The sequence below is a fragment of the Mariniflexile soesokkakense genome (assembly GCF_039650365.1).
GTDB lineage: Bacteria > Bacteroidota > Bacteroidia > Flavobacteriales > Flavobacteriaceae > Mariniflexile > Mariniflexile soesokkakense.
The window spans coordinates 195,763-218,692 of the sequence record NZ_JAZHYP010000002.1 but is presented as its reverse complement, the minus strand read 5'-3'; the positions used below and the strand labels follow the sequence as shown (position 1 = coordinate 218,692).

Here is a 22,930-nt window from a genome sequence, read left to right as displayed (position 1 = left end):
AAGGTAACGTGTTTGGCTATGCGCAGTGTCCCGCAGGGCATTGCGTATAGGTGTTGTTATCTACTGGTTTTATTTATTCTTTTCAGTAATTCATCTTTATTTTCAATTCCGTCAAGAATATAAGCAGTTCCGCTATTGGTTTCAATTCTATGTCCGTTAGGAATTTTTTTAAGTTGTCGAATAGAGTCAAGAGAGATTTTGTGCTTAATAGTCTCTTTTTCTTCAATTATCAGGTAATTATCTTTAATTTCGTACGCTCCAGACGTTTTTGCACTGAAGTTTCTATCAAAATAAATCCACGCGAAGGGTAAAGCAATAAGTCCAACTAATAAGGGAGTTTTTATCTCAATTCCTAAAGTCGACCAATTATTGATTAAAATGTAAATCATTACTGCAGCACCAATTCCATATTGAACTGACATCACTATTCTATTTCGTTTTATCGCTTTAGCCTTATTATCTTCTGAGTATTGATATTTCATTTTACTTGTAGCTAACTCGTTATATAGCAACCATCATCACACATATCCCATAAATAATTCAGGATACATTAAGTTTATATTACTGGTTATCTCGTAAATATAAAATTATTTTCTGTAAAAAAAATACGCTATATTTTCAATATATTACTTTTACTAAAAGTTAATTTGGTTTACGGGATGCGCGTTAGGTATAGCAGTGAAAATCCTTTTTGTGAGGCACGAACAAAAAGATTGTAATGTATAGCCCGACCCCTTGTGGGTAACGCCCAAAATCCATTTCAAAAAAAATCCAAAAAAAAAATCCAAATTACTTTATAATTAAATTTTTTATATTTCATTTGTAATGTAATTACTGAACAAATTGAGACGTGTTTATATGTTCGGGTTTTTGAAATTTAAGAAGTTATTTTCAAAAGCAGCTTACAGAAAAAGTAACCGAATTTTAAAGCTAACTTCTGTATATGCTATTGCTGGTAGCCAGCATATTTATGGCTTTATACCAACTACACAGAGCCCCATCCGAATTTGATTAATAGGGAATATAATTTGATTAGAAACGAATGGTTTCTTAACTTTAAAAAATTATCATTTAACTATTACATCTAAAAATAAAGAATGAATACCAAATACATTGATTTAATTAATCAATCTTTTTATTTTCCGCAAGAAGAATTTGATCTAAACGACAAGCATTTAGAGTTTCATGGTATAGACCTTATGGGTTTAGTTGAACAATATGGAGCGCCTTTAAAATTTACATACTTACCACAAATTTCAAACAACATAAATAGAGCTAAAGAATGGTTTGACAAGGCCATTAAAGCCAATAAGTATAAAGGTAAATACAATTACTGCTATTGTACTAAAAGTTCTCATTTTAAGCATGTGCTTGATGAGGCTTTGAAGAATGACATACATATAGAAACATCGTCGGCTTTTGATATTGACATTGTTGAAAGTTTAAAAGCTGAAGGGAAAATAACCGATAAAACCTATGTGATTAGTAACGGTTTTAAAAGAGATCAATACATTTCAAATTTAGCTAGGTTAATTAATAGCGGACACAAAAACTGTATCCCAATTATTGATAATTACGAGGAAATTGATTTATTATCGAAAGAAATAAAAGGGAAATTTAATATAGGTATCAGAATCGCTTCAGAAGAAGAACCAAAATTCGAGTTTTATACGTCGCGTTTAGGTATTGGTTATAAAAATATTTTACCTTTTTACAGAAGTCAGATAAAAGAAAACAAAAAGGTGAAACTTAAAATGCTTCATTTTTTTATCAATACAGGAATTCGAGATAATGCCTATTACTGGAACGAGTTAACAAAATGTTTGAAAGTTTATACCAGCCTAAAACGTATTTGCCCAAGCTTAGATAGTTTAAATATTGGTGGCGGTTTCCCTATAAAAAATTCCTTGGCTTTCGATTTTGATTATGAATACATTGTTGGCGAAATCATCAATCAAATAAAATTGGTTTGTGAAGAAGAAGAAGTAGAAGTGCCTAATATTTTTACCGAATTTGGAAGTTTTACAGTAGGTGAAAGCGGCGGTGCTATTTATGAGGTTTTGTACCAAAAACAACAAAACGACCGTGAGAAGTGGAACATGATTAATTCCTCATTTATTACAACGTTACCAGATACTTGGGCTATTAATAAACGTTTTGTGATGTTACCCATTAACAGATGGAATGAAAGTTACGAACGTGTTTTGTTAGGAGGTTTAACCTGTGATAGCGACGATTACTATAATAGCGAACAGCACATGAATGCTATTTATTTGCCAAAATATAACAAAGAAAAACCATTGTATATTGGATTTTTTAATACAGGTGCTTATCAAGAAACAATTGGTGGATTTGGTGGTTTGCAGCACTGCTTAATACCGTCACCAAAACATATTTTAATAGATAGAGATGCCGATGGAAACATCACAACAGAATTATTTAGTGAACAACAAAAAAGTGAAGACTTACTTAAAATTTTAGGTTATGACAAATAACACGTATGCTGGAATTCCTGAAGAGTTTGCAAAATTGGAACAATCAAAAATTGTTTTAATCCCTGTGCCTTTTGATGGAACGAGTACAATACAAAAAGGCGCTTGTAAAGGGCCGGAAGCGTTTTTAAAGGCTTCAAAAAACATGGAGCTTTATGACATTGAAACAGATACTGAAGTATATCAACAAGGTATTTATTTAACAGATGCAATTGAAGGTGAAGAATCTCCAGAAGTATTGATTGAAGCGGTTCATCAAACCACAAAAAAATATATTAAAAAGAATAAGTTCGTAACCATTTTTGGTGGCGAACATTCAGTTTCCATAGGGACCATTCGTGCTTTTAACGAAATGTTCCCGAGCTTAACAGTATTGCATATTGGTGCACATGCCAATTTACGAAAATCGCATAGCGGGTCGGCTTTAAACAACGCTTGTGCGCTTAACGAAGCAAACCAAACAACCAATTTAATACAAGTGGGTATTCGCTCCATGAGTGCGAAAGAAAAAACGATTGCAGATACCGATAAAACGTATTTTGCGCACGAAATGGCGGTTGATGATACGTGGATGGATTCTGCCATAGACCAAATGACCGATAATGTATTTATCAATTTCAGTTTGAATGGTTTAGACCAATCCATTATGCCAAATACCACATCACCATTACCGGGCGGTTTGTTTTGGTATGAAACTTTAGATTTTTTAAAACAGGTTTTTGCTGAAAAAAACGTGGTAGGTTTTGATATTGTTGAGCTAAACCCGAGCGTAAAACAAAAATCTTCCGATTTTTTAGCAGCAAAATTGTATTATAAAATGTTAAGTTATAAATTTATAGACCAAGGAGTAGGTGATGATTACGATAACTCTTACGATAACTCAAAACAAAAGAATAACATTACAAAATTTAACGACGACGATGAGTACTAAAGGACCCATATCACAATTTATAGAAAAAAATTATTTACATTTTAATGCTGCTGCTTTAGTAGATGCTGCAAAAGGGTATGAAACTCATTTGTTGGAAAATGGAAAAATGATGGTAACTTTAGCTGGTGCCATGAGTACTGCCGAGTTAGGAAAATCGTTAGCAGAAATGATTCGTCAAGATAAAATTCATATTATTTCGTGTACAGGCGCTAACCTTGAAGAAGATATTATGAATTTAGTAGCGCACAATTCATACAAAAGAGTGCCGAATTATAGAGATTTATCGCCACAAGAAGAAAGAGATTTATTAGATAATCATTTTAACCGTGTTACCGATACATGTATTCCAGAAGAAGAAGCTTTCAGACGTTTGCAATCGCATTTATTCCATATTTGGAATAAAGCAGATAAATCGGGCGAGCGCTATTTTCCTCACGAATTTATGTATCAAATGATAAATTCAGGGGTTTTAGAACAATATTACGAGATAGACCCAAAAGATTCTTGGATGGTTGCAGCAGCTGAAAAAAACTTGCCTATTGTGGTTCCAGGATGGGAAGATAGTACTATGGGTAATATTTTTGCTTCTTATTGTATTAAAGGTGAATTAAAAGCATCTACCACCAAAAGTGGTATTGAATACATGATGTGGTTAGCTGATTGGTATCCAGAAAATTCAAGTGGAAAAGGTGTAGGTTTCTTCCAAATAGGTGGAGGAATTGCGGGCGATTTCCCAATATGTGTAGTTCCAATGCTTTACCAAGACATGGAAATGCACGACATTCCTTTTTGGAGTTATTTTTGTCAAATTAGCGACTCTACAACCAGTTACGGTTCGTATTCTGGGGCTGTGCCAAACGAAAAAATCACTTGGGGTAAATTAGATATAGATACTCCAAAATATATAATAGAAAGCGATGCAACTATCGTTGCACCATTAATTTTTGCATATTTGTTAGACCAATAATCCAACCCAAATAAAAATGTTACGCAAAATTGTAGATTACAAAAAATTAAATGAAGATATATTAAATCTTCTTGTTGAAAAGTTTCCCGATGGATACGATGAGACCGATATTATTTCGTTTAGAAATGCTCAAAATGAAATAATTGAAGCTGTAGAGGTAAGAACCGATGATACTATTTATTTAGTAAAAGTTGGTAAACGCTTAGTGCAAGCTATGGAAGACTTTGGTGATGATGATTCTGATGTTGCTGATGATGATTTTGAAGAAGTTAAAGTGGATGATGCCGATGCGAATTTAGACGACGATGATGATGATGTGGTTGTTAAAAAACCAAGTTCGGATGATGATGGTGATGACGACGATGATGCCGATATGGATGATGCCGATTCAGATTACGATGATGAAGAGGATGAGGATGATATTGATTAATTATAGTAGATAGTTGGTATGAGAACAGCTATTTTTAAGTCTTACAAAAACGGTTATTTTACGTTTTGGTTTGAAAATGGAGAAGAATTAGTATTCGAGGAAGTACATCCAAGAGTGTTAAAACAATATGATTTAAAGAACGATAAAAGTCTGGTTGATAAAAGTTTTAGAATAACTTTTGTTGAAGATTTTGAAGATGATGACGAAGATTTTGTAATTTACAGAGTTGAAAGTTTAAAACCTCTTTAATCCTATTATATTATGGGCGCATCATTTCATATGTCGTTGCCATGTTTAAGCGTAAAAGGAACAGAAAACTTTTATGTGGATAATATTGGCGCTTCCTTAGGAAGGAAAACACAAAGTTGGGTTGATATAGATTTATTTGGCAACCAAATAACATTTATAAAAGCCGAAAAGTTTAGCTTTATTAGTCCTAATTATGTTTTCGAAGGTAAAATATTACCATCGTTTCATTTTGGAGTTATTGTAGATTTAAAAGATTGGGAACAGATTTACGCCAAACTTAACAATCAGAAACTGGATTTGGTTACCCAATCAAGGTTTTTGGAAGGTAAGGCTGGAGAGCATGTCTCATTCTTTATAAAAGATCCAAACGATTATATGTTGGAGTTCAAAAGTTTTAAAAACTCAGAATCCATTTTTGAAAAATAGTATATATAAAGAAACTGTCTAAAAAGTGCGATTTTGTGTCATATTGATTTCTATGATAAAGTAAATATGATACACTTTTCAGACAGTCTTTTTTTTGTTTATAAGAACGTCCCAAATAAATACACTGTAAACAATGCTGTATTCAATTCCAATAATCCAAAGGTTTTCGGAATTGTTTGTGTTCATATACGCTAAATAGCTTAGTATAATAGCAAAACTCCAAACCAAAGGGAATTTATAATTGGTAAAAACAGATAGTATCAAAAGCGTTGCCAGGTACCATGGATGTACTGTTGTAGCCGTAAAATAGTAAAAGGAAAGCACTAAAAGCATACTTGTAATAAGTTGAGCAGTGGTTTTGTTTTTTCTTAAGAAAGTTATTCCCAACACAAATAAAATAACAATAACAGGAATGGTTTTTCCTATTGTAGCAATTTCGTTGTAGCCTCTAAACAAGTATCCAATTTCTCTAGCGATGTAGTATAAACTGGCATTAAACTCAAAATCTTGAAACCACAAACCAACGGTTTTAGCATAATTACTAATGAATTGTTTTGAGTAAAAAGGAAGAAATAATAAGGCAGTAGAGAGTAGAGTTATAGTGTAAAACCCCGTTAATTTTGTAAATCCTGACAAAAAATAAACTTGTTTCCCGCCATTGCGAGGAGTGAGCGACGAAGCAATCTTTTCTTTAGAAGCAGATTGCTTCATTTCATTCGCAATGACGCTTTTCGCTTCGTTATGCTGTCCCGATAACGATCGGAATTGTTTCAGTATTGTCTGGTTAAGCGCAGTCGAAACCTCAATATTTTCTTTTTTGTCACCTCGAGCGCAGTCGAGAGGTCGTTTTACAAACCACTTAAAAAACAAAGGCAAAAGCATCAAAGGAATCAATTTTACCGAAATAGAACACCCTAAAACGATTGCAGCAAAAATCCATTTCCCCGAATGTAATAAATACAAACTCCAAATCAAAAAGAAAATCATCACACCTTCAAAATGAAGATTCCCAGTTAATTCAATTATGATAAACGGATTTAAAATATACCAAAAGATGTTATGTATAGGAATGTTTAATTTTTCTAAAAGTTTTTTTCCGAAAAAGAGGGTGCCAAAATCGGCAGCTATAATTAGTAAGCGCATCACCATAACCGAACCCAATATGCTTTTTCCAGCAAATAAGCCTGCAATCACAAAGTACAATTGGTTTAAAGGTGGGTAATTGGTAAAGTGGCTGGCATTAAGTTCTCCCATGCCATTGCGTAATTCTTGGGCTTGAGAAACGGGGAATTCTCCCACGCTTATAAAGGGTTCTACAGTGTGTAAGTATGGGTTGAAACCTTCTAAAATCATTCTGCCATCCCAAATAAATCGGTAAAAATCTTGTGATAAGTTTGGTATGGCCAAAATAAAAATGGCTCTAAAAATAAAAGCTAACCAGGTTAAAAATACTAGTTGGGTTTTTAAAAGTTGCACCAATTTATAAAATATAAAAAACAATGCCGAATACAGTGTTATCAATTTTATATAATCGGTTCGTACTAAATTATACGCAAATGCGAAGTAAAAGAACACACATGAAACCGCTAGTAATAAAAGTATTTTGTTTTGTTTTAATAGAGTAGTGTTTAACATGTTCAAGAAATGCGTATTGAAAGTTGTTAGAGTCGTTTTTTAAACATTTCAATAACAGAGTTTGCCGCTTTTAATGGCGATATTTTAGAGGATATTACATCTTTTTCCAAAATAAGAAGCTCCTTTGTAATGGCTTCAGAACCGTAAAATAGCTGTTTTAGTTCATTATTAATGGTGTCGTACATCCAACGAATGTTTTGGTGCTGCCTGTTTTTAATGAAATAACCATTTTCAGTCACCAATGCTTGGTAGTTTAAAATGGTATTCCAAACAGTATCGATCCCTGTGTTTTTGGTAGACGATGCTGTGGTAACCACCTTTTCCCAACCCGATTCCGAAGGTGGAAAAATATGCAACGCATTTTGGTATTGTAAACGTGCTAGGTCGCTTTTTTTAATATTGTCGCCATCGGCTTTATTAATAACCAGCATATCTGCCATTTCCATAATACCTTTTTTAATACCTTGAAGTTCATCGCCTGCACCCGCTAGCATTAAGAGCAGAAAAAAATCGGTCATACCATATACGGCGGTTTCCGATTGCCCCACGCCAACCGTTTCAATTAGAATGACGTTGTAACCAGCAGCTTCACAAAGTAGCATGCTTTCGGCAGTTTTGTTGGCGACACCGCCAAGGGTGTCGCCCGAAGCCGATGCACGAATGTAAGCACGCTCTAAAGTGCTCAATGCTTCCATACGGGTTTTATCGCCTAAAATGCTGCCTTTAGAACGTTGGCTACTTGGGTCTATAGACAAAACCGCAACTTTATGACCTTGGTTTATGAGATGCTTGCCAAAAGCCTCAATAAACGTGCTTTTGCCCACACCCGGAACACCCGTAATACCAATACGTATGGAATTGCCCGAAGCAGGTAAAATGGCCTGAATAATGGTTTTGGCAAGTGCTTTGTCGCTTTCTAAATGACTTTCTATAACGGTAATAGCCCTAGACAGAATAACGCGATCGCCACTTAAAACGCCATCAATATAGGCTTGTGCGGTGAGTCTGTTTTTAGGTTTGTTGTTTGTCATTTTAATTAAGCATTACCTGTTTAAAGATACGTATTATGTGAAAATGTGTTGTGTATTTCGCGGTGTTTTTGTTAAAAGATTAAAATTGGCAAAATGATTTTACTTAAGTATTTTGTAAGAAAAATTTATTAGATTTATAAAAAGTTATTAATTAAAATATATAAAAAAAGAGATATATGAAATTAGAAAAAATATTAGATAAACTAGGCTCTTTAGAAAAGAACTCTTTTATAAAAATCATTGACCATATAATTTCTAAAAACCCTAAAAATGCTAAGGAAATTGAGAAAATTTTGAGTTCTTCAGACAAGGGACTTAAATCGGTTGACAATTTGAATGTATCTAATATTTTTAGTTTAACATCAAATGAATTTACAGAATATCTATTGTGTGAATTTCAAGAAGCTAATTCTCAATTGGATATTCTTATTGATATTATAATTCGAGATGGGAATTGTATAATGAAACAAGATTGGTTTTCAAGGTTATACGAAACTGAAATCAAAAATTTAAAAGTCAAAATTAAAAATCTAAATAACGAATTAGAGAATGAAAAATCAGAATTAAGCGAATCAAGAAAAAGAGATTATAGGATTTATAAATCATGCCTTTCTACAGCATATAATAATGATATTGCAAACAATAGGGAAGCAAAAATATCTTCGGATGAATTATCCATAATATTAACATTAGCTAAACAGCTTGGGTTGTCCCAAGAAGATGTTAAACTAATAAACTATTCGATTTTGCCTGTAAAAAAGGCTGATATTCAAGATGTAATTAACAACTTAAAAAACCTTGGAGTTATTTTCTTTTCAAAAAAAGAAAATACAATTTATGTAGCTGATGAAATGGTAAGCTTATTAAGAAAAGTAAGGAAAAAGGAAGTTGGGGAAAAGTTTTATAGACGAACATTAAAATTATTGAGAGAACCGATAATTAACCAAATTGCCAAAGACCACAACATTGACAGAAAATTAACTATTTCGCAAAAAATAGAGGAAATAATAAAAGAAGGTATTTCTTTTACAGATTTGCTTTCAATACAAATTTATAAACAAGGAACAACCTTAACAGTAAAGAAAAAAACGCTAAATGAACTTTGCGAAAAAGGGTTAAATATATCCAACTTAAAAGGTAGCACATTGGAGGATAAAATCAACAGTCTTATTGAACATTTCGAAAATGTAGAAAAAGACGAAAAAGTTGGTATTTCGATAGATGGATTTGACAAGATGCTTACTGAACTGAATCAATCTTTGCCAAAACTAAATAAAGAATTAAAAGAACAATTTGAATTGCAAGAAGAGTATGTTTTAAATGCGGATTTTCTCCTTAATTACAACATAAAACCTAGAGATATTTTAGATTTAATTACTAAACAAGATTTGTCTAAATTCATAAAGGATAATGGTATAAAACAAAGAGGTGATGATGTTTTAAACATACTTGAACACTATAAAGATGTAGAGAATTTATATCTCGAAAACTATGAAAATGTTGGATATAGAAACTTGAATTTATTAAAAGAAAATGGGATTTCGGTAAAAGAAAGTGAGCTAGGTTTGAAATTTGAAGAGCTTACCAAAGTAATTTTTAAATCTTTAGGTTTTAATGTTGATGATAAGTTTAAAAATCAACTTAATACCCAAAAAGATATTATGGATATTCTTTTGAATTTGGGTAACAATGAAATAATAATAGTAGAGTGTAAAACAATAAAAGAAAAGGGCTACAATAAGTTTAGTGCTGTATCAAGACAATTAAAATCATATCAAAATTTAGCACTTAAGAACAATTTAAGAATTGTTAAAATATTACTTGTCGCCCCTGAGTTTAGCGATGACTTTGTATATGATTGTGAAATGGATACCGAAATGAATTTGTCACTTTTAACAGCTTCAACCTTATCTAAAATATTTGAGGCATTTAAATTGTCAAAATATCAAGAATTTCCACATGTCTTATTTAGAGACATTGTGATAAATGAAGAAAGAATTATTAAAGCATTGTGTAAATAAAGCAAATTTAACTTCTTAATGATGAAATTTGTTGTTTGCCTTTCTTTGCGATAGTGATTGTGGCGTTACCCTTCTTAAAAACTTAATGAAGTAGTTGGTTAATTGATGAACAGGTTGCTTCGTTCGTTCCTCACTCGCAATGACACGCATATTATGTTGTTTCCGTCATTGCTGTAATGACTTTAGATTTCTGCCTTCGCGTTAGGGATTGAAGAGGAAATCCTTTTTAAAACAGGGATACTATAACTTTTAATTAAAGTAACGAATTGACAGATTGCCACGTCGCTCACTTCTTGCAATGACTTTTTAAAAAGATTGCAACGAAAAGCCCGACCTTTAGGTAACGCCCAAATAAATTCCCAAAAAAAAATCTCAAAACTACTATTTAAAGTTCGTTTTGAGATTTTTTTGTTCTAATGAAATAGACTGTTGTTTTATACTTTTGAAGTGATTGATTTAACAAATACAAAACCAAAACCTAAGAACAACATTAAGTGGAATGGGAACAACCCGAAATCGCCACCTTGGTTGCCTACTATAAAGGCGCTGTACATGCCAAATGCGAAATATGCCATTAATAATCCTTCGAAAATAACATGTATGGATATGGTTTTCTTGATGTATTTGTTCTTTTTCCAACTGTCTTTTAACGTACTGATGTTGAATTTTGGTGTGCGTACAAATTCGCTTTTCTTACCCCAATGCCCTTCTAAAACGGCAATAGAATTGTGTAGTGAAAAGCCCATAGCGATTGAGAAAAATATAAAAAACATACCTATGTAACGGATAAAGTTTTTAAACCCACCGCCATAAATATTTTTGTACATAAACCAGTAGCACACAAAAAATATGATGGAACTTACCACAAAGAAACTCATAACATAAAAGTATGGTTTTAAGTGTGTGTACTCGTTTTTTATGTAAAGCATAGGTATACTAAGCACACCTACTAAAAGTACGTTTAAAAACATGGTGCTGTTTAATAAGTGTAGCAAACCGTGCAGTTTTGTTTTTGCTGAAATGTTTTTACTTTTTAAAACGCGACCAAGCATTTTTCTAAAGTTTTCGGCACCACCTTTATTCCATCTGAATTGTTGCGAACGTGCTGCACTGATAACGATTGGTAACTCAGCAGGCGTTTCGACATTTTCTAAATATTTGAATTTCCAGTTTTTAAGTTGGGCACGGTAACTTAAATCTAAATCTTCGGTTAAGGTGTCACCTTCCCAATTTCCAGCATCATAAATACAGGTTTTTCTCCAAAGTCCTGCGGTACCGTTAAAGTTGATGAAGTGGCCTTTACTGTTTCTGCCTACTTGTTCTAACGTAAAATGGGCGTCTAAAGCGAAGGCTTGTATTTTTGTAAGTATGGAATAGTTGCGGTTTAAATGCCCCCAACGGGTTTGAACCACACCAATTTGTTCATCCTTAAAATAAGGTACGGTACGTTTTAACCAATCGGTTTGTGGTAAAAAATCGGAATCGAAAATGGCTATGAATTCACCTTTAGCAATCACTAAACCTTCTTTAAGTGCTCCTGCTTTAAAACCTGTTCTGTCTATTCTTGTAATGTGATGAATGTCTAATCCTGTTGCAGCTAATTTTTCAACGTGGGCACGTGTGGTTTCCACCGTTTCATCGGTAGAATCGTCTAGTACTTGTATTTCTAGTTTATCGTTTGGATAATCAATTTTTGCAATGTTATCCAATAAACGTTCCATAACATACATCTCGTTATACACAGGGAGTTGTATGGTAACAAATGGGATTTCTTCTGGGTTTGAAAAGTCGAATTTTGGAGAATTATCTACCTTTCTTTTAGAAGCTAAATAATTTAGCAATAAATTCAATTGTGCTAAAGCATACATGAAAATAAGCAAGAGCGAAATGGTGTAGATAATGATGATTGTTGTTTCTATAATCATTTTTTAATACTGTATTTAAAAATCCAACTTAATATTTTAACGCCGGCAAATATAGCACCTTTTATGGTTCCTGATACTTTTGAGACACCAATTCTGTTTCTATAATTTACAGGTACTTCTAAATAGGTAAACTTTTGTTTTAAAACTTTTAGTTGCATCTCTACAGTCCAACCATAGGTTTTGTCAATCATATTTAACATCAGCAATTTATCGTATTTTATGGCTCTAAAAGGGCCTAAATCGGTAAATGTTGCACGAAAAAAAAGCTTCATTAAAGAAGTTGCTAACCAATTGCCAAAAATTTGAGGCATTGTCATAGAACCAACTTCTCTTAAACTTTTTATACGAGCACCAATAACAAAATCGATATCCTTTTCGATAATTGGTGCTACAATTTTGGTTAATTCTTCTGGATAATCGCTATAGTCGCCATCCAAAAATACAATAATATTTGGTTTTTCAGGTGTGTTTGCAATGTATTCTAATCCTTTAAGACAGGCATTTCCGTAGCCTTTATTTTTTTCGTTTAAAACAGTTGCGCCTGCCTTTCTTGCATTTTCTTCGGTTTTGTCGGTGGAATTATTGTTAACTACAATAATTTCATCAACAACTTTAGGAATATCGTTTATCACATGGGTAATAGAATCTGCTTCGTTATAAGCAGGAATAATTACTTTTATTTTGTGCATAAAGAACTAACTTTCAGTGAGCAAAAGTACAATACTTTTGTTTAGTTGGTTAAAAAAAGGTTGCTATTTTGTTAAATTATTTTTTGTTGATTAAGTCCATTAAATCAACATTGTTTCCTAGAAGAATTTCATTAGCATTGATGCGCCCTTTCATGGAATCGTTTTCTAATTTTAGCACACCACGAGGGCAAACGGCAGAGCAAATGCCGCAACCTACACAACTGGAACGTACAATGTTTTCGCCTTTTTGAGCATAGGCGCGTACATCAATACCCATTTCGCAGTAAACGGAACAATTGCCGCAAGAAATACATTGGCCACCATTGGTAGTAATTCTAAATTTAGAGAACATACGTTGTTGGAAACCTAAAACGGCTGCCATTGGGCAACCAAACCGACACCAAACACGGTTGCCAAAAATAGGGTAGAAGCCCGTACCAATAACTCCTGAAAAAATAGAGCCTATGTATAAACCGTAAGCGGAACGTAAACTGCTTGATTTTATAAGAAAGACGTCATGGGTTGTTCCAGTGTAATGCATGATGAATAATGCAGCAATGACTATGAAATAACCAATGGCACCATAGCGGGCGTCTTTACCTAATTCATGCCTTTTGAAAATCATGGTTAAAGAAAAAACAAGGGTTAATAAGATGCCCACACCTAAAAGAAAGGTGCTTCGTGTAATCCAGAATTTGTTGGGGTCGCTTCCTAAGTAGGTGTATACAACGGCAGTCGTCATAACAACCGAAAACACCAAAACGGTATGTACTAACCAACGTTCCAATTTCCAAGCGGAGAGTTTTTTACTACTAAGGTGGCGGAAAGAATCGCCAGCAGTTTCGGCTAGACCTCCACAACCACAAACCCATGAGCAATACCAGCGTTTTCCATATTTATAAGTTAAAATTGGAGAAATAACAAAAATGGAAAGGACTCCAAAAAGTAGCATTATTAAACCTAAAAAACCAGAAGATAAAAGCCCATTGACAGACCAACTATCAAATAAATAATAGTTAAGTGGCCACATGCTTTTTAAATCGTAATACGGTAAATTATAATTGGGACTCGCATTTAGGCGTGACATAAATTCTGGAATAAGAAAAGCAAAACCCAATTGAAAAAACATAACTGAAGCGGTTCGTAATTGCTCGTAGCGGTTATGTCTATATTTCAACATGAATTTATAACCAAACACTAAAATGGCAACCGTGTAAAGTGTGCCATAAACAAACCATTGGCTTGCAGGGTTTCCACTTAACAATTTACTTAATGGGTCGAATAAAGAAATCAATCCGGTATTGGGTTCTCCGTTTGGAGTGAGCCCTAAATACTTTGGGTAAAAATAAAGAATGATGTAAAAACCAGTAAGAAGAACACCGGTTCCCCAACCTAAAACACCTCGTGATGACATCGATTTAAACCAAACACCATCGTTTTTTATACCTTCAGATTTTGTTAAATACACATCGTTTGCAAACAAAATGGTTCCTAAAGCAATAGCACTAAGCGATAGGGTTAAGAACAGGATTTTATTTGGGAAATTGGTATAGAAAATAGCCAACCCAAAAATAAGAAGCCCAATAGCGCCAATGGCAACCGCTAATTTTTGTTTTATTGATAAATCGTTAGCTTCTGGTTTTGCTAAGGACATGCTTTCGTTTACTTTATTGCTCATTTTATATTTTTAGCAGACCTCACAGGTTTTTAAAACCTGTGAGGTCTGGATTAAGCTAATTTTAATTTATCATTGTAGCTCCTTATGATGTTTTTTTCATAACGCTTGTAAAATTCGGGATCAAAATTGGCTTCAGCTAAATGATTTATCACGTAGCCGACAGGTCGTTTTTCAGTTAACCAAGTATCAAAAGTTTCATGTTTCATGCGTATTCCAAAGGTGTTTATTCCTAAAAACCCGTTTGTGTTTTTATCAAAAGCTATGGTAATGCATTTGGTGTCATCTTTGTGTTTCCAATGAAAATGGTCTTCATAATTGGGCTTGTTTTTAGCGTTATGAACCCACCCGTAAGTTTGGTATTCAATATCAAAAAATTTGGCAGAATTAAACCAATGTCCGGGATTATACGGCATGCGATTTCCACAAATAGTTTGCGCTATCGTTTCACCCATCATTCTTCCCGTGTACCAAACGGCTTCAATGGGTCTTCGGTTTCCAATCGCTTCATGTTGCTCTGCACAATCGCCTATAGCATAAATATCTTTTATATTGGTTTCTAAAAACCGGTTCACTTTAATGCCTTTACTAGTTTTGATATTTGAATCTTTTATGAAGTCTATATTTGGAGTTACACCAGCAGTCAGTCCAACCACGTCACATAGAATTTCCTCACCTGTTCCTTCAATAATTACAGATTTTACTTTGCCGTTTTCATCTGAAATAATTTCTTTTAAATTGGTAGATAAACGTAAATCAATATGGTGGCTTTTTATATGCCTGTTAATCATCTCACTTTCTCCATCGGGCAACACCCCGTTCCAAAAACTGGATTCTCGTACTAAAAACGTAACAGGAATGTTTCTAGAGTTCAGCATTTCTGCTAATTCAATGCCAATTAAACCACCACCAACAATTACGGCACGTTTACAAACTTTGTTGTTGGGTGCATGCAATTCTAAATTTTCTAAATCTTGTTTATGGTACAAACCCATAACACCTTTTAAATCTTGACCGGGCCATCCAAATTTATTGGGTTTGCTACCTGTGGCAATAATAAGCTTGTCGTAATTTATAGTATTTCCTTCAGTAAAATAAAGTGTTTTGGAATTTGTGTCAATTGTCTTTACATAGCCTTTTTTAAGGTCGATGTTGTTTTTCTCCCAAAACCAATTTTCGTAAGGTTGGGTGTGTTCAAATTTCATGTGCCCCATATATACGTACATCAAGGCGGTTCTTGAGAAAAAATAATTAGTTTCAGCAGAAATGATGGTAATTTTTTTAGCCTGTGCTGAACTAGTTTCAGTATCTGAAAGCTTTCTAATATGTCTTGCAGCGGTTACACCAGAAATACCATTGCCAATAATAACTATGTGTTCCATAAATATTGATGTCCTTTTTTATTAGGTCGAAGGTTAAACTTAAACCTTATAAGGTTTGTTTAATTTGTTTAAATTTAAAGATTAAATATGAGCTATGAAGATTATTTTTAGATTGGGTTTACTTTTTCTGGTTTGTTCTTGCTCTATGACATCTTATAAAACAGAAAAGATAAATGGTGTAAGTTTTGTGGCATCCAGAGACTCCATAAACGATACGCACATAAAACCACTTCTTAATATTCATGCGAATTACGCTGCCATTATGCCTTTTGGGTTTATTAGGGAATTATCACATCCAGAAATTATGTTTAATACAGAAAGACAGTGGTTTGGTGAAAGGAAAGTTGGTGTAAAACAATATGTTGAAAGTTTGAAAAAACACCATATAAGTATCATGATAAAACCTCAAATTTGGGTGCGTAGAGGTGAATTTACCGGGGGTATTAAAATGACTTCGGAAGCCGATTGGAAGGTTTTGGAAGATTCCTATTCTAAGTTTATATTAGAATATGCCAAAGTAGCCCAAGAAGTAAAGGCTGGAATTTTTTGTGTTGGCACCGAATTGGAAACGTTTATTGATAACCGCCCTAATTATTGGAAAGAACTTATTATTGAAATTAGAAACGTTTATAAAGGGAAATTAACCTACGCTGCCAATTGGAATGAATACGATAGAACACCGTTTTGGAGCCAGTTAGATTTTATAGGCATTGATGCTTATTTTCCGGTGAGTGATGAACAAACACCAACCGTTGAAGCTTGCAGATTGGGTTGGCTAAAACACAAACCTACTATAAAAGCCTTTTCAGAAAAGTATAATAAACTCATTTTGTTTACCGAATTTGGTTATAGAAGTGTTGATTTTGCTGGTAAAGAACCTTGGAGAAGCGACCGAGATATGAATGTGGTTAATTTGAAAGCACAAACAAATACCATGCAAGTACTTTTTGAAGAATTTTGGGATGAACCTTGGTTTGCCGGTGGATTTGTGTGGAAATGGTTTCATAATCACGATAAATCTGGTGGGTTGCGTGATGACCGATTTACACCCCAAAATAAACCGGTTGAAGCCATGATAAAAGCACAGTATTTTAAATAATAAGTTTATTTTTTTTGATTTTTAATCTAAACTTAATCTTCATTTTTAGTATTCTCATTATAATCTTTTAGTTTTGCAATAAATTATTTGATTTATGAGCATATATGCTATTGGCGATATTCATGGTGGGTTAAAGGCCCTCATACAAGTACTAAATAAAGTAGAAGTTAAAGAAGAAGATACTCTTATTTTTGTTGGCGATTATGTGGATGGATGGAGTGAATCGGCACAAGTAATTGCGTTTCTATTAGAACTTTCAGAAAAAATAAATTGCATTTTTATTAAAGGAAACCATGATGTTTGGTGCGAAAACTGGTTAGAAACTGGACATGTAGATATGACTTGGTACATTCATGGAGGTAAAGAAACTATGGAAAGTTATAATGAGTTTTCAGATGAAGAAAAGAAAGCACATTTAGAATTTTTCCAAAAAATGCCTTTGTATCATATTGATAACGAAAACCGATTATTTATTCATGCAGGTTTCACCTCCATGCATGGTGTAGAAAAAGAAGTATTTAAGGAAACTTTTTATTTTGATAGAACCCTTTGGGAAATGGCTTTAACCATGGATAAAAGTATAGAGGCAGACTCACCGTTGTTTCCAAACCGTTTAAAGCATTACAAAGAAATTTTTATTGGTCACACGCCAACCACCAATTTTAATTGCGATGTGCCTATACAGGCTTTTAATGTTTGGAATATTGATACAGGAGCTGCTTTTAGAGGGAAAATAACGGCTATGAATATTGAAACCAAGGCATTTCATCAAAGTGATAATTTGCCCGGTTTATATCCAAATGAAAAGGGAAGAAATAAAGTTTAACTTAACTTAAGTACCAAATCTTCCGAATTCACCATAATACCTGGTTTTAATACCAATTGTTTTATTGTAGCATCTTCGGTTGCAGCTATGGTGGTTTCCATTTTCATGGCTTCAATAATAAACAGCGGTTGGTTTCTTACTACTTTATCACCTTTTTTTACTAAAATATTAGAGAGCATACCTTGTAATGGGGCCCCAATTTGAAGCGGATCTGCTTTATCTGCCTTAACATTTTCTACTTTATCAACCTTAATGCTTTTATTTTTAACTTCTACAGAGCGTCCTTGCCCATTTAGTTTAAAATAAAGTGTTACTATCCCGTCACTGTTCGGTTTGCTTATGGAATCTAAAGTAATAAGTATGTTTTTTCCTTTGTCCAGTTCAACAATAATCTCTTCTTCTATTTCGATACCGTAAAAGAAATTTTTGGTAGGCAGTTTCATCAGGTTATCGTACCTTAAATGGTTGTAATAAGCATCTGAAAATACTTTAGGATATAATTGATAGGAAAGGAAGTCGGTGTATTCTATAGTTCTACTTAAATCGTGTTCAAATATTTTCTTGAATTCTTCATATTCTTTTTCAAGATCTAGTGGCGGCATGTGCGCGTTCGGTCTATCTGTATACGGTTTCTGATCTTTTAAAATTATTTTCTGAAGGTCTTTTGGGAATCCGCCAACAGGTTGTCCTAAATCGCCTTTAAAAAAGTCGACTACCGACTGAGGAAAAGATAACGTGTCTCCTTTTTCCAGAACATCTTGAATGGTTAAATTATTGCTAACCAGGTATTGCGCCATATCGCCAACAACTTTAGAACTTGGGGTTACTTTTATAATATCTCCAAAAAGCATATTCACGTCGCCATACATTTGGGTAATTTCATGAAAACGTTCTTCCAGCCCCAAACCTCTAGCTTGGGGTTTTAAGTTGGAGTATTGTCCACCCGGAATTTCATGTTTGAAAACTTCACCTGAACCCGCTTTTAAACCAGATTCAAAAGGGTAATAATACTCCCGAACTGTTTCCCAATAATTGGAATATTCATTTAAAGAATCAATATTTATGGTGCTGGCTCTGTCTTGAAATTTCATCATCTCCACAACCGAATTAAAATTAGGTTGCGATGTTAACCCTGATAAACCTCCCAAAGCGACATCTACAACATCCACACCAGCTTCAATGGCTTTTAAATAGGTAGCAGATTGAATGGATGAAGTATCGTGCGTATGTAAATGAATTGGGATTTTTAACTCAGATTTTAAAGCTGAAATAAGCTCGAAAGCGGCGTACGGTTTTAATAAACCTGCCATGTCTTTCACGCCTAAAATATGGGCACCTGCATCTTCAATTTCTTTGGCAAGATTGATGTAGTATTTTAAATCGTATTTTTTGTTTGCAGGATTTAGAATATCATTGGTATAACAGATAGACCCTTCAGCTAAACCATTGGTTCGGGTGCGAACATGTTCTATGCAAGGCGCCAACGATTTCATCCAGTTAAGCGAATCGAAAATTCTAAAAACATCAACACCGTTTTCCCAAGAATGTTCTACAAATTCACCTATTAAATTATCGGAATAGGCTTTGTATCCCACGCCATTAGAACCACGAATAAGCATTTGCAAAAGTAAATTTGGCATTGCTTTACGCAGTAATCGAAGTCGTTCCCATGGGTTTTCTTGAAGAAATCGCAAACAAACATCAAACGTAGCACCTCCCCAAACTTCCATACTAAAAATATCGGGATGATTTTTGGCGTAACCCTCTGCAACCGCCAGCATATCAAACGTACGCATTCTAGTTGCTAGTAAACTTTGGTGTGCATCACGCATGGTCGTATCGGTAAAATGAACTTTCTTTTCATTTAATAACCATTGAGAAAATTTTTCTGGACCAAGTTTTGTTAGCAAATCTTTAGTGCCTTCAGGAAAACTGGCATTGGTATCAAACTTCGGTACTTTGGGTTTTATAAATGTTTTGCTGGCATCTATTTTTTTAATATCGGGGTTGCCGTTTACAGTAACCTCGCCTAAATAGTTTTATAATTTTGTAGCCCGATTCCTTGGTGCTTTAAACTTGAATAAATCAGGGTTTGATTTTATGAAATTCACTGTAACCTTTCCTTGTCTGAAGGTTTCGTGTACTAAAATGTTATCGAGAAATGGCATGTTTGTTTTTACACCTCTAATTCTAAACTCTGCTAAGGCACGACGTATTTTTCTACTAGCACCATCAAGAGTTTTACTGTTAGCAGTTACTTTTACCAACATGGAGTCGAAAAACGGAGAAATTTTAGCGCCTTGATAAATACTTCCAGCATCTAAACGAATACCAAACCCAGAAGCGCTTCGATAAGCCGATACGGTTCCGTAATCTGGTTTAAAATCATTTTGTGGGTCTTCAGTCGTGATTCTACATTGTAAAGCATAGCCATTTACGTGTATAGATTCTTGATTGTCTATTTTAATTTGCTCGTCAGATAGTTTGTATCCACCAGCAATAAATAATTGTGTTTTTACTAAATCGATATTTGTTATAACCTCAGTAACGGTATGTTCAACTTGTATTCTGGGGTTTACTTCAATAAAATAGATAGAATCATCATCATCTACTAAAAACTCAACGGTACCAATATTGTTATAATTTACAGCCTTACATATTTTTATAGCATAATCGTATAAGGCGTTTTTGGTTTCATCTTTTAAACCATAAGAAGGTGCAAACTCAATTACTTTTTGGTAACGACGTTGAACGGAACAATCGCGTTCAAATAAATGAACGGTGTTCCCGTAATTATCGGCAACAATTTGTATTTCAATATGTTTTGGGTTTTCTACAAACTTTTCTAAAAATACGGTATCATCACCAAACGCATTTAAAGCCTCTCGTTTACTTTCATTGTAAGCACCTTTAAGTTCGTCTTCTTTTCTAATAGCACGCATGCCTCTTCCTCCTCCACCAGATGCCGCTTTTAACATGATTGGGTAACCAATTTTTTTAGCTTCGCTTAAAACTGTTTCAATATCTTTTAAAGGTTTTTCGTTACTTTTGATGATGGGAATGTTATTAACTAGAGCAACTTCTTTAGCGGTGATTTTGTCCCCTAAAGATTTTAAAACGGACACTTTAGGTCCGATAAAAATAATCCCGTTATCTTCACATTTTTGAGCAAACGCGGCATTTTCAGAAAGAAATCCATATCCAGGATGTATCGCATCTGCACCACTATCTAAGGCCACTTTTATAATAGCATCCATGTTTAAATAGGGCTTTAAAGGCTCATTGTCTTCCCCTATTTGGTAAGATTCATCAGCTTTGTATCTATGTAGTGAGTACCTGTCTTCAAAGGTGTAAACCCCAACGGTTTTAATGCTGATTTCGGTACAGGCTCTAAAAATTCTAATGGCAATTTCACTTCTGTTTGCTACAAGTACTTTTTTGATGTTCATATGAATGAAGTAGTTTGAAATTTGTTTTTAATGAAAGGGATACTTTAAAGAATTGTTTGAAAATACAAAAAAAATCTTAAGAGAGATGTTTTAAGTAATAAATATGCAGTTCTTGGGCTGAAGCTCCAAACCACTTTTTTAAATATATAATATAGAAATGATATTGAACTTTAAAAACGCCATGTTTATAGTACAAACGTGCTGAGGTTTTAAGTTTTTTGTTAATTACTACAAACTGCTTTCTCTTGTATAAGGCATCAATAAGGATGTTGTCTTCATAAATAGTGTAGTTTTCATCAAAACCCCCTATTTCCTGAAATAAAAATTTGGTTATAAATTGGCTTTGGTCGCCACCACGACATGCACGCCAATTAAATTGTGTGAACCAACTAGCTAGTTTTAGCCACCAATGATTGCAGTTGAATTGCATTCTGAAACATCCAGCATAATTGCCTTTTTTTACTTCATCAATAATGAGTTGATTGAAATTTTTAGGAGGAAAAGAATCGGCATGCAAAAAATAAAGAATGTTTCCGGTGGCATGTTTTGCACCTAAATTCATTTGTTTAGCACGTCCTTTTTTGGAATTTAGTATGGTGATTTTTGTCTCCTCGAGCGGAGTTGTGAGGTCGTTAGTAGGTCTCGACTGCGCTCGACCTGACATGAACGATTTGATGATTTCTATGGAACCATCAGTACTACCACCATCAACAATTATAATTTCTGAAATGTTCTTTTTTGATGAATTTTCTAATAAATAATTCAACAGATTTTTAATGTTTTCTGCTTCATTGAGTATGGGAATTATGATAGAGATTTTATTCATTCAAATCCCAATTATAACCTTTGTAATTTATTTTCGCTTTCGCGGAAATTTGAATGTTTGAATATCGATTTAAGAAATCGATTAAATTACCATTTTTTTTAAAATCTTTAGCAAACCATTGAAATATTTTTGAGACTTCAATACTATTTGTTGAAATATTATTTCTAGTTGAGTCACTTAAAAAATCTTTGGTTGCTTTAGTGAGTCGGTGCTCTAAATTTTCAGAAGTGTAGGCTTCATTTGATAATTTCGGACAAGAAACCGATGCGCAAACAATAGCAAAATGAATGCGGGGTTCGTCCATTTTACGCAGAATTTTATGTTCAATGTCGTTTAAATTATACCATTTTTTACCAAATTGCCATAAGCGTTGATCCCAAGGGTTTTTAATGTCTTTGATACTTTTCGTTGGATAGTTTCTTATTATTAAATCTATGGTTAATGCATTATATGCGTTAATCCAATAAGCCAATTTTTCATTTTTAGACCAATCAGAATTTGGTGTATTATGTGTTAAATCATCTATATAAACAATCAACTCACTAGAATCATTTTTAAAGGCTTTGTAGTCGACCTTTCCTGTGTCAGTAACGTTTTTTTGTAGTAATTTATTCCATCTGGCGTGATTAAAAGCTTCAGAATAAGAATCATTTGTAACTTCTGTTTTATCTAATTTTGGCGGTTTATGAGGTAAAGGCATTTTAGGAATAACCTCTCTTGGGGTCTCTATTTCTTTAGAGGGTTCAACTACATCTGGAGTTTTAGTTATAACTGTAATTTTATTTGTTTGAGATGTTTGATTTTCAATTGATTTTTTTGTTCCGCAACAAGATGAAACTAAAATGGTTAATATTAAAATTGAAGCGTATTTCATATT

General features: G+C 33.7%; 18 protein-coding genes and 1 pseudogene. 9 read left to right on the top strand and 10 right to left on the bottom strand.

All coding sequences use genetic code 11. The annotated features are described in order from the left end of the window. Window positions 1-56 precede the first annotated feature (56 nt). On the bottom strand, window positions 57-482 hold the full coding sequence (locus VP395_RS05045) for a hypothetical protein (RefSeq protein ID WP_346240650.1): 426 nt from the start codon (window positions 480-482) through the stop codon (window positions 57-59). 615 nt (window positions 483-1,097) lie between these two features. On the opposite strand from VP395_RS05045, the gene VP395_RS05040 reads away from it, so the two are divergent. Genes VP395_RS05040 through VP395_RS05015 form a run of 6 tightly spaced genes read left to right on the top strand, consistent with a single transcriptional unit; the run spans window position 1,098 to window position 5,495 of the window. Beyond that, the gene (locus VP395_RS05040) at window positions 1,098-2,495 is read left to right on the top strand and encodes an arginine decarboxylase (RefSeq protein ID WP_346240649.1); all 1,398 of its coding nucleotides are present in this window, start codon (window positions 1,098-1,100) and stop codon (window positions 2,493-2,495) included. Further along, on the top strand, window positions 2,485-3,423 hold the full coding sequence (gene speB / locus VP395_RS05035) for an agmatinase (protein WP_346240648.1): 939 nt from the start codon (window positions 2,485-2,487) through the stop codon (window positions 3,421-3,423). The genes VP395_RS05040 and speB overlap by 11 nt, the downstream gene beginning before the upstream one ends. Continuing rightward, window positions 3,413-4,390, top strand: coding sequence for a deoxyhypusine synthase family protein (locus VP395_RS05030; RefSeq protein ID WP_346240647.1), 978 nt, complete (start codon window positions 3,413-3,415; stop codon window positions 4,388-4,390). Before speB ends, VP395_RS05030 begins: the two co-directional genes overlap by 11 nt. 16 nt (window positions 4,391-4,406) lie before the next feature. Further along, window positions 4,407-4,820, top strand: coding sequence for a DNA primase (locus VP395_RS05025; protein ID WP_346240646.1), 414 nt, complete (start codon window positions 4,407-4,409; stop codon window positions 4,818-4,820). An 18-nt stretch (window positions 4,821-4,838) separates the two neighbouring features. Further along, a complete protein-coding gene (locus VP395_RS05020; RefSeq protein WP_346240645.1) occupies window positions 4,839-5,069 on the top strand; it encodes a hypothetical protein in 231 nt (76 codons plus the stop codon). Window positions 5,070-5,081: 12 nt separating this feature from the next. Further along, window positions 5,082-5,495, top strand: a complete 414-nt coding sequence (locus tag VP395_RS05015) for a VOC family protein (RefSeq protein WP_346240644.1) — start codon at window positions 5,082-5,084, stop codon at window positions 5,493-5,495. A 78-nt stretch (window positions 5,496-5,573) separates the two neighbouring features. Here the strand turns inward: VP395_RS05015 and VP395_RS05010 are convergent, their stop codons facing one another. Together VP395_RS05010 and meaB are read right to left on the bottom strand one after the other, a co-directional pair. Next, window positions 5,574-7,130 (bottom strand): MptA/MptB family glycosyltransferase, encoded by a 1,557-nt coding sequence (locus VP395_RS05010; protein ID WP_346240643.1) that lies wholly within the window; start codon window positions 7,128-7,130, stop codon window positions 5,574-5,576. Between the two features lie 26 nt (window positions 7,131-7,156). Then, window positions 7,157-8,161: a methylmalonyl Co-A mutase-associated GTPase MeaB gene (gene meaB, locus VP395_RS05005; protein WP_346240642.1), complete on the bottom strand. Its 1,005-nt coding sequence runs from the start codon at window positions 8,159-8,161 to the stop codon at window positions 7,157-7,159. 176 nt (window positions 8,162-8,337) lie between these two features. Here meaB and VP395_RS05000 point away from each other — a divergent pair, with 176 nt between their 5' ends. Beyond that, window positions 8,338-10,182: a hypothetical protein gene (locus VP395_RS05000; protein ID WP_346240641.1), complete on the top strand. Its 1,845-nt coding sequence runs from the start codon at window positions 8,338-8,340 to the stop codon at window positions 10,180-10,182. Window positions 10,183-10,616: 434 nt separating this feature from the next. Here the strand turns inward: VP395_RS05000 and VP395_RS04995 are convergent, their stop codons facing one another. From VP395_RS04995 to VP395_RS04980, 4 genes are all read right to left on the bottom strand, one after another. Further along, on the bottom strand, window positions 10,617-12,107 hold the full coding sequence (locus VP395_RS04995) for a cellulose synthase family protein (RefSeq protein ID WP_346240640.1): 1,491 nt from the start codon (window positions 12,105-12,107) through the stop codon (window positions 10,617-10,619). After that, window positions 12,104-12,796, bottom strand: a complete 693-nt coding sequence (locus VP395_RS04990; protein WP_346240639.1) for a glycosyltransferase family 2 protein — start codon at window positions 12,794-12,796, stop codon at window positions 12,104-12,106. The genes VP395_RS04995 and VP395_RS04990 overlap by 4 nt, the downstream gene beginning before the upstream one ends. 76 nt (window positions 12,797-12,872) lie before the next feature. Beyond that, a complete protein-coding gene (locus tag VP395_RS04985) occupies window positions 12,873-14,474 on the bottom strand; it encodes a 4Fe-4S binding protein (RefSeq protein WP_346240638.1) in 1,602 nt (533 codons plus the stop codon). A gap of 50 nt (window positions 14,475-14,524) precedes the next feature. Beyond that, window positions 14,525-15,853: an NAD(P)/FAD-dependent oxidoreductase gene (locus VP395_RS04980; RefSeq protein ID WP_346240637.1), complete on the bottom strand. Its 1,329-nt coding sequence runs from the start codon at window positions 15,851-15,853 to the stop codon at window positions 14,525-14,527. A gap of 94 nt (window positions 15,854-15,947) precedes the next feature. On the opposite strand from VP395_RS04980, the gene VP395_RS04975 reads away from it, so the two are divergent. Next, window positions 15,948-16,952, top strand: coding sequence for a glycoside hydrolase family 113 (locus VP395_RS04975; RefSeq protein ID WP_346240636.1), 1,005 nt, complete (start codon window positions 15,948-15,950; stop codon window positions 16,950-16,952). A gap of 94 nt (window positions 16,953-17,046) precedes the next feature. Further along, window positions 17,047-17,778: a metallophosphoesterase family protein gene (locus VP395_RS04970; protein ID WP_346240635.1), complete on the top strand. Its 732-nt coding sequence runs from the start codon at window positions 17,047-17,049 to the stop codon at window positions 17,776-17,778. On the opposite strand, the pseudogene VP395_RS04965 reads toward VP395_RS04970, so the two are convergent. The 3 genes and pseudogenes from VP395_RS04965 to VP395_RS04955 all read right to left on the bottom strand — a co-directional run bounded on the left by VP395_RS04965 (window position 17,775) and on the right by VP395_RS04955 (window position 22,927). Then, window positions 17,775-21,227 (bottom strand): annotated as a pseudogene (locus VP395_RS04965) (pyruvate carboxylase). The gene VP395_RS04970 and the pseudogene VP395_RS04965 overlap by 4 nt on opposite strands. A 76-nt stretch (window positions 21,228-21,303) precedes the next feature. Further along, complete coding sequence (locus VP395_RS04960; RefSeq protein ID WP_346240634.1) at window positions 21,304-22,053, bottom strand: TIGR04283 family arsenosugar biosynthesis glycosyltransferase; 750 nt, start codon at window positions 22,051-22,053, stop codon at window positions 21,304-21,306. Continuing rightward, window positions 22,046-22,927, bottom strand: a complete 882-nt coding sequence (locus tag VP395_RS04955) for a DUF547 domain-containing protein (protein WP_346240633.1) — start codon at window positions 22,925-22,927, stop codon at window positions 22,046-22,048. The genes VP395_RS04960 and VP395_RS04955 overlap by 8 nt, the downstream gene beginning before the upstream one ends. Window positions 22,928-22,930: the final 3 nt, after the last annotated feature.

What these genes read in the sequence shown, in the direction of transcription:
- VP395_RS05045 (WP_346240650.1), bottom strand. Translation starts at nt 482, where the DNA reads ATGAAATATCAATACTCAGAAGATAATAAGGCTAAAGCGATAAAACGA.
- VP395_RS05040 (WP_346240649.1), top strand. Translation starts at nt 1,098, where the DNA reads ATGAATACCAAATACATTGATTTAATTAATCAATCTTTTTATTTTCCG.
- speB (WP_346240648.1), top strand. Translation starts at nt 2,485, where the DNA reads ATGACAAATAACACGTATGCTGGAATTCCTGAAGAGTTTGCAAAATTG.
- VP395_RS05030 (WP_346240647.1), top strand. Translation starts at nt 3,413, where the DNA reads ATGAGTACTAAAGGACCCATATCACAATTTATAGAAAAAAATTATTTA.
- VP395_RS05025 (WP_346240646.1), top strand. Translation starts at nt 4,407, where the DNA reads ATGTTACGCAAAATTGTAGATTACAAAAAATTAAATGAAGATATATTA.
- VP395_RS05020 (WP_346240645.1), top strand. Translation starts at nt 4,839, where the DNA reads ATGAGAACAGCTATTTTTAAGTCTTACAAAAACGGTTATTTTACGTTT.
- VP395_RS05015 (WP_346240644.1), top strand. Translation starts at nt 5,082, where the DNA reads ATGGGCGCATCATTTCATATGTCGTTGCCATGTTTAAGCGTAAAAGGA.
- VP395_RS05010 (WP_346240643.1), bottom strand. Translation starts at nt 7,130, where the DNA reads ATGTTAAACACTACTCTATTAAAACAAAACAAAATACTTTTATTACTA.
- meaB (WP_346240642.1), bottom strand. Translation starts at nt 8,161, where the DNA reads ATGACAAACAACAAACCTAAAAACAGACTCACCGCACAAGCCTATATT.
- VP395_RS05000 (WP_346240641.1), top strand. Translation starts at nt 8,338, where the DNA reads ATGAAATTAGAAAAAATATTAGATAAACTAGGCTCTTTAGAAAAGAAC.
- VP395_RS04995 (WP_346240640.1), bottom strand. Translation starts at nt 12,107, where the DNA reads ATGATTATAGAAACAACAATCATCATTATCTACACCATTTCGCTCTTG.
- VP395_RS04990 (WP_346240639.1), bottom strand. Translation starts at nt 12,796, where the DNA reads ATGCACAAAATAAAAGTAATTATTCCTGCTTATAACGAAGCAGATTCT.
- VP395_RS04985 (WP_346240638.1), bottom strand. Translation starts at nt 14,474, where the DNA reads ATGAGCAATAAAGTAAACGAAAGCATGTCCTTAGCAAAACCAGAAGCT.
- VP395_RS04980 (WP_346240637.1), bottom strand. Translation starts at nt 15,853, where the DNA reads ATGGAACACATAGTTATTATTGGCAATGGTATTTCTGGTGTAACCGCT.
- VP395_RS04975 (WP_346240636.1), top strand. Translation starts at nt 15,948, where the DNA reads ATGAAGATTATTTTTAGATTGGGTTTACTTTTTCTGGTTTGTTCTTGC.
- VP395_RS04970 (WP_346240635.1), top strand. Translation starts at nt 17,047, where the DNA reads ATGAGCATATATGCTATTGGCGATATTCATGGTGGGTTAAAGGCCCTC.
- VP395_RS04960 (WP_346240634.1), bottom strand. Translation starts at nt 22,053, where the DNA reads ATGAATAAAATCTCTATCATAATTCCCATACTCAATGAAGCAGAAAAC.
- VP395_RS04955 (WP_346240633.1), bottom strand. Translation starts at nt 22,927, where the DNA reads ATGAAATACGCTTCAATTTTAATATTAACCATTTTAGTTTCATCTTGT.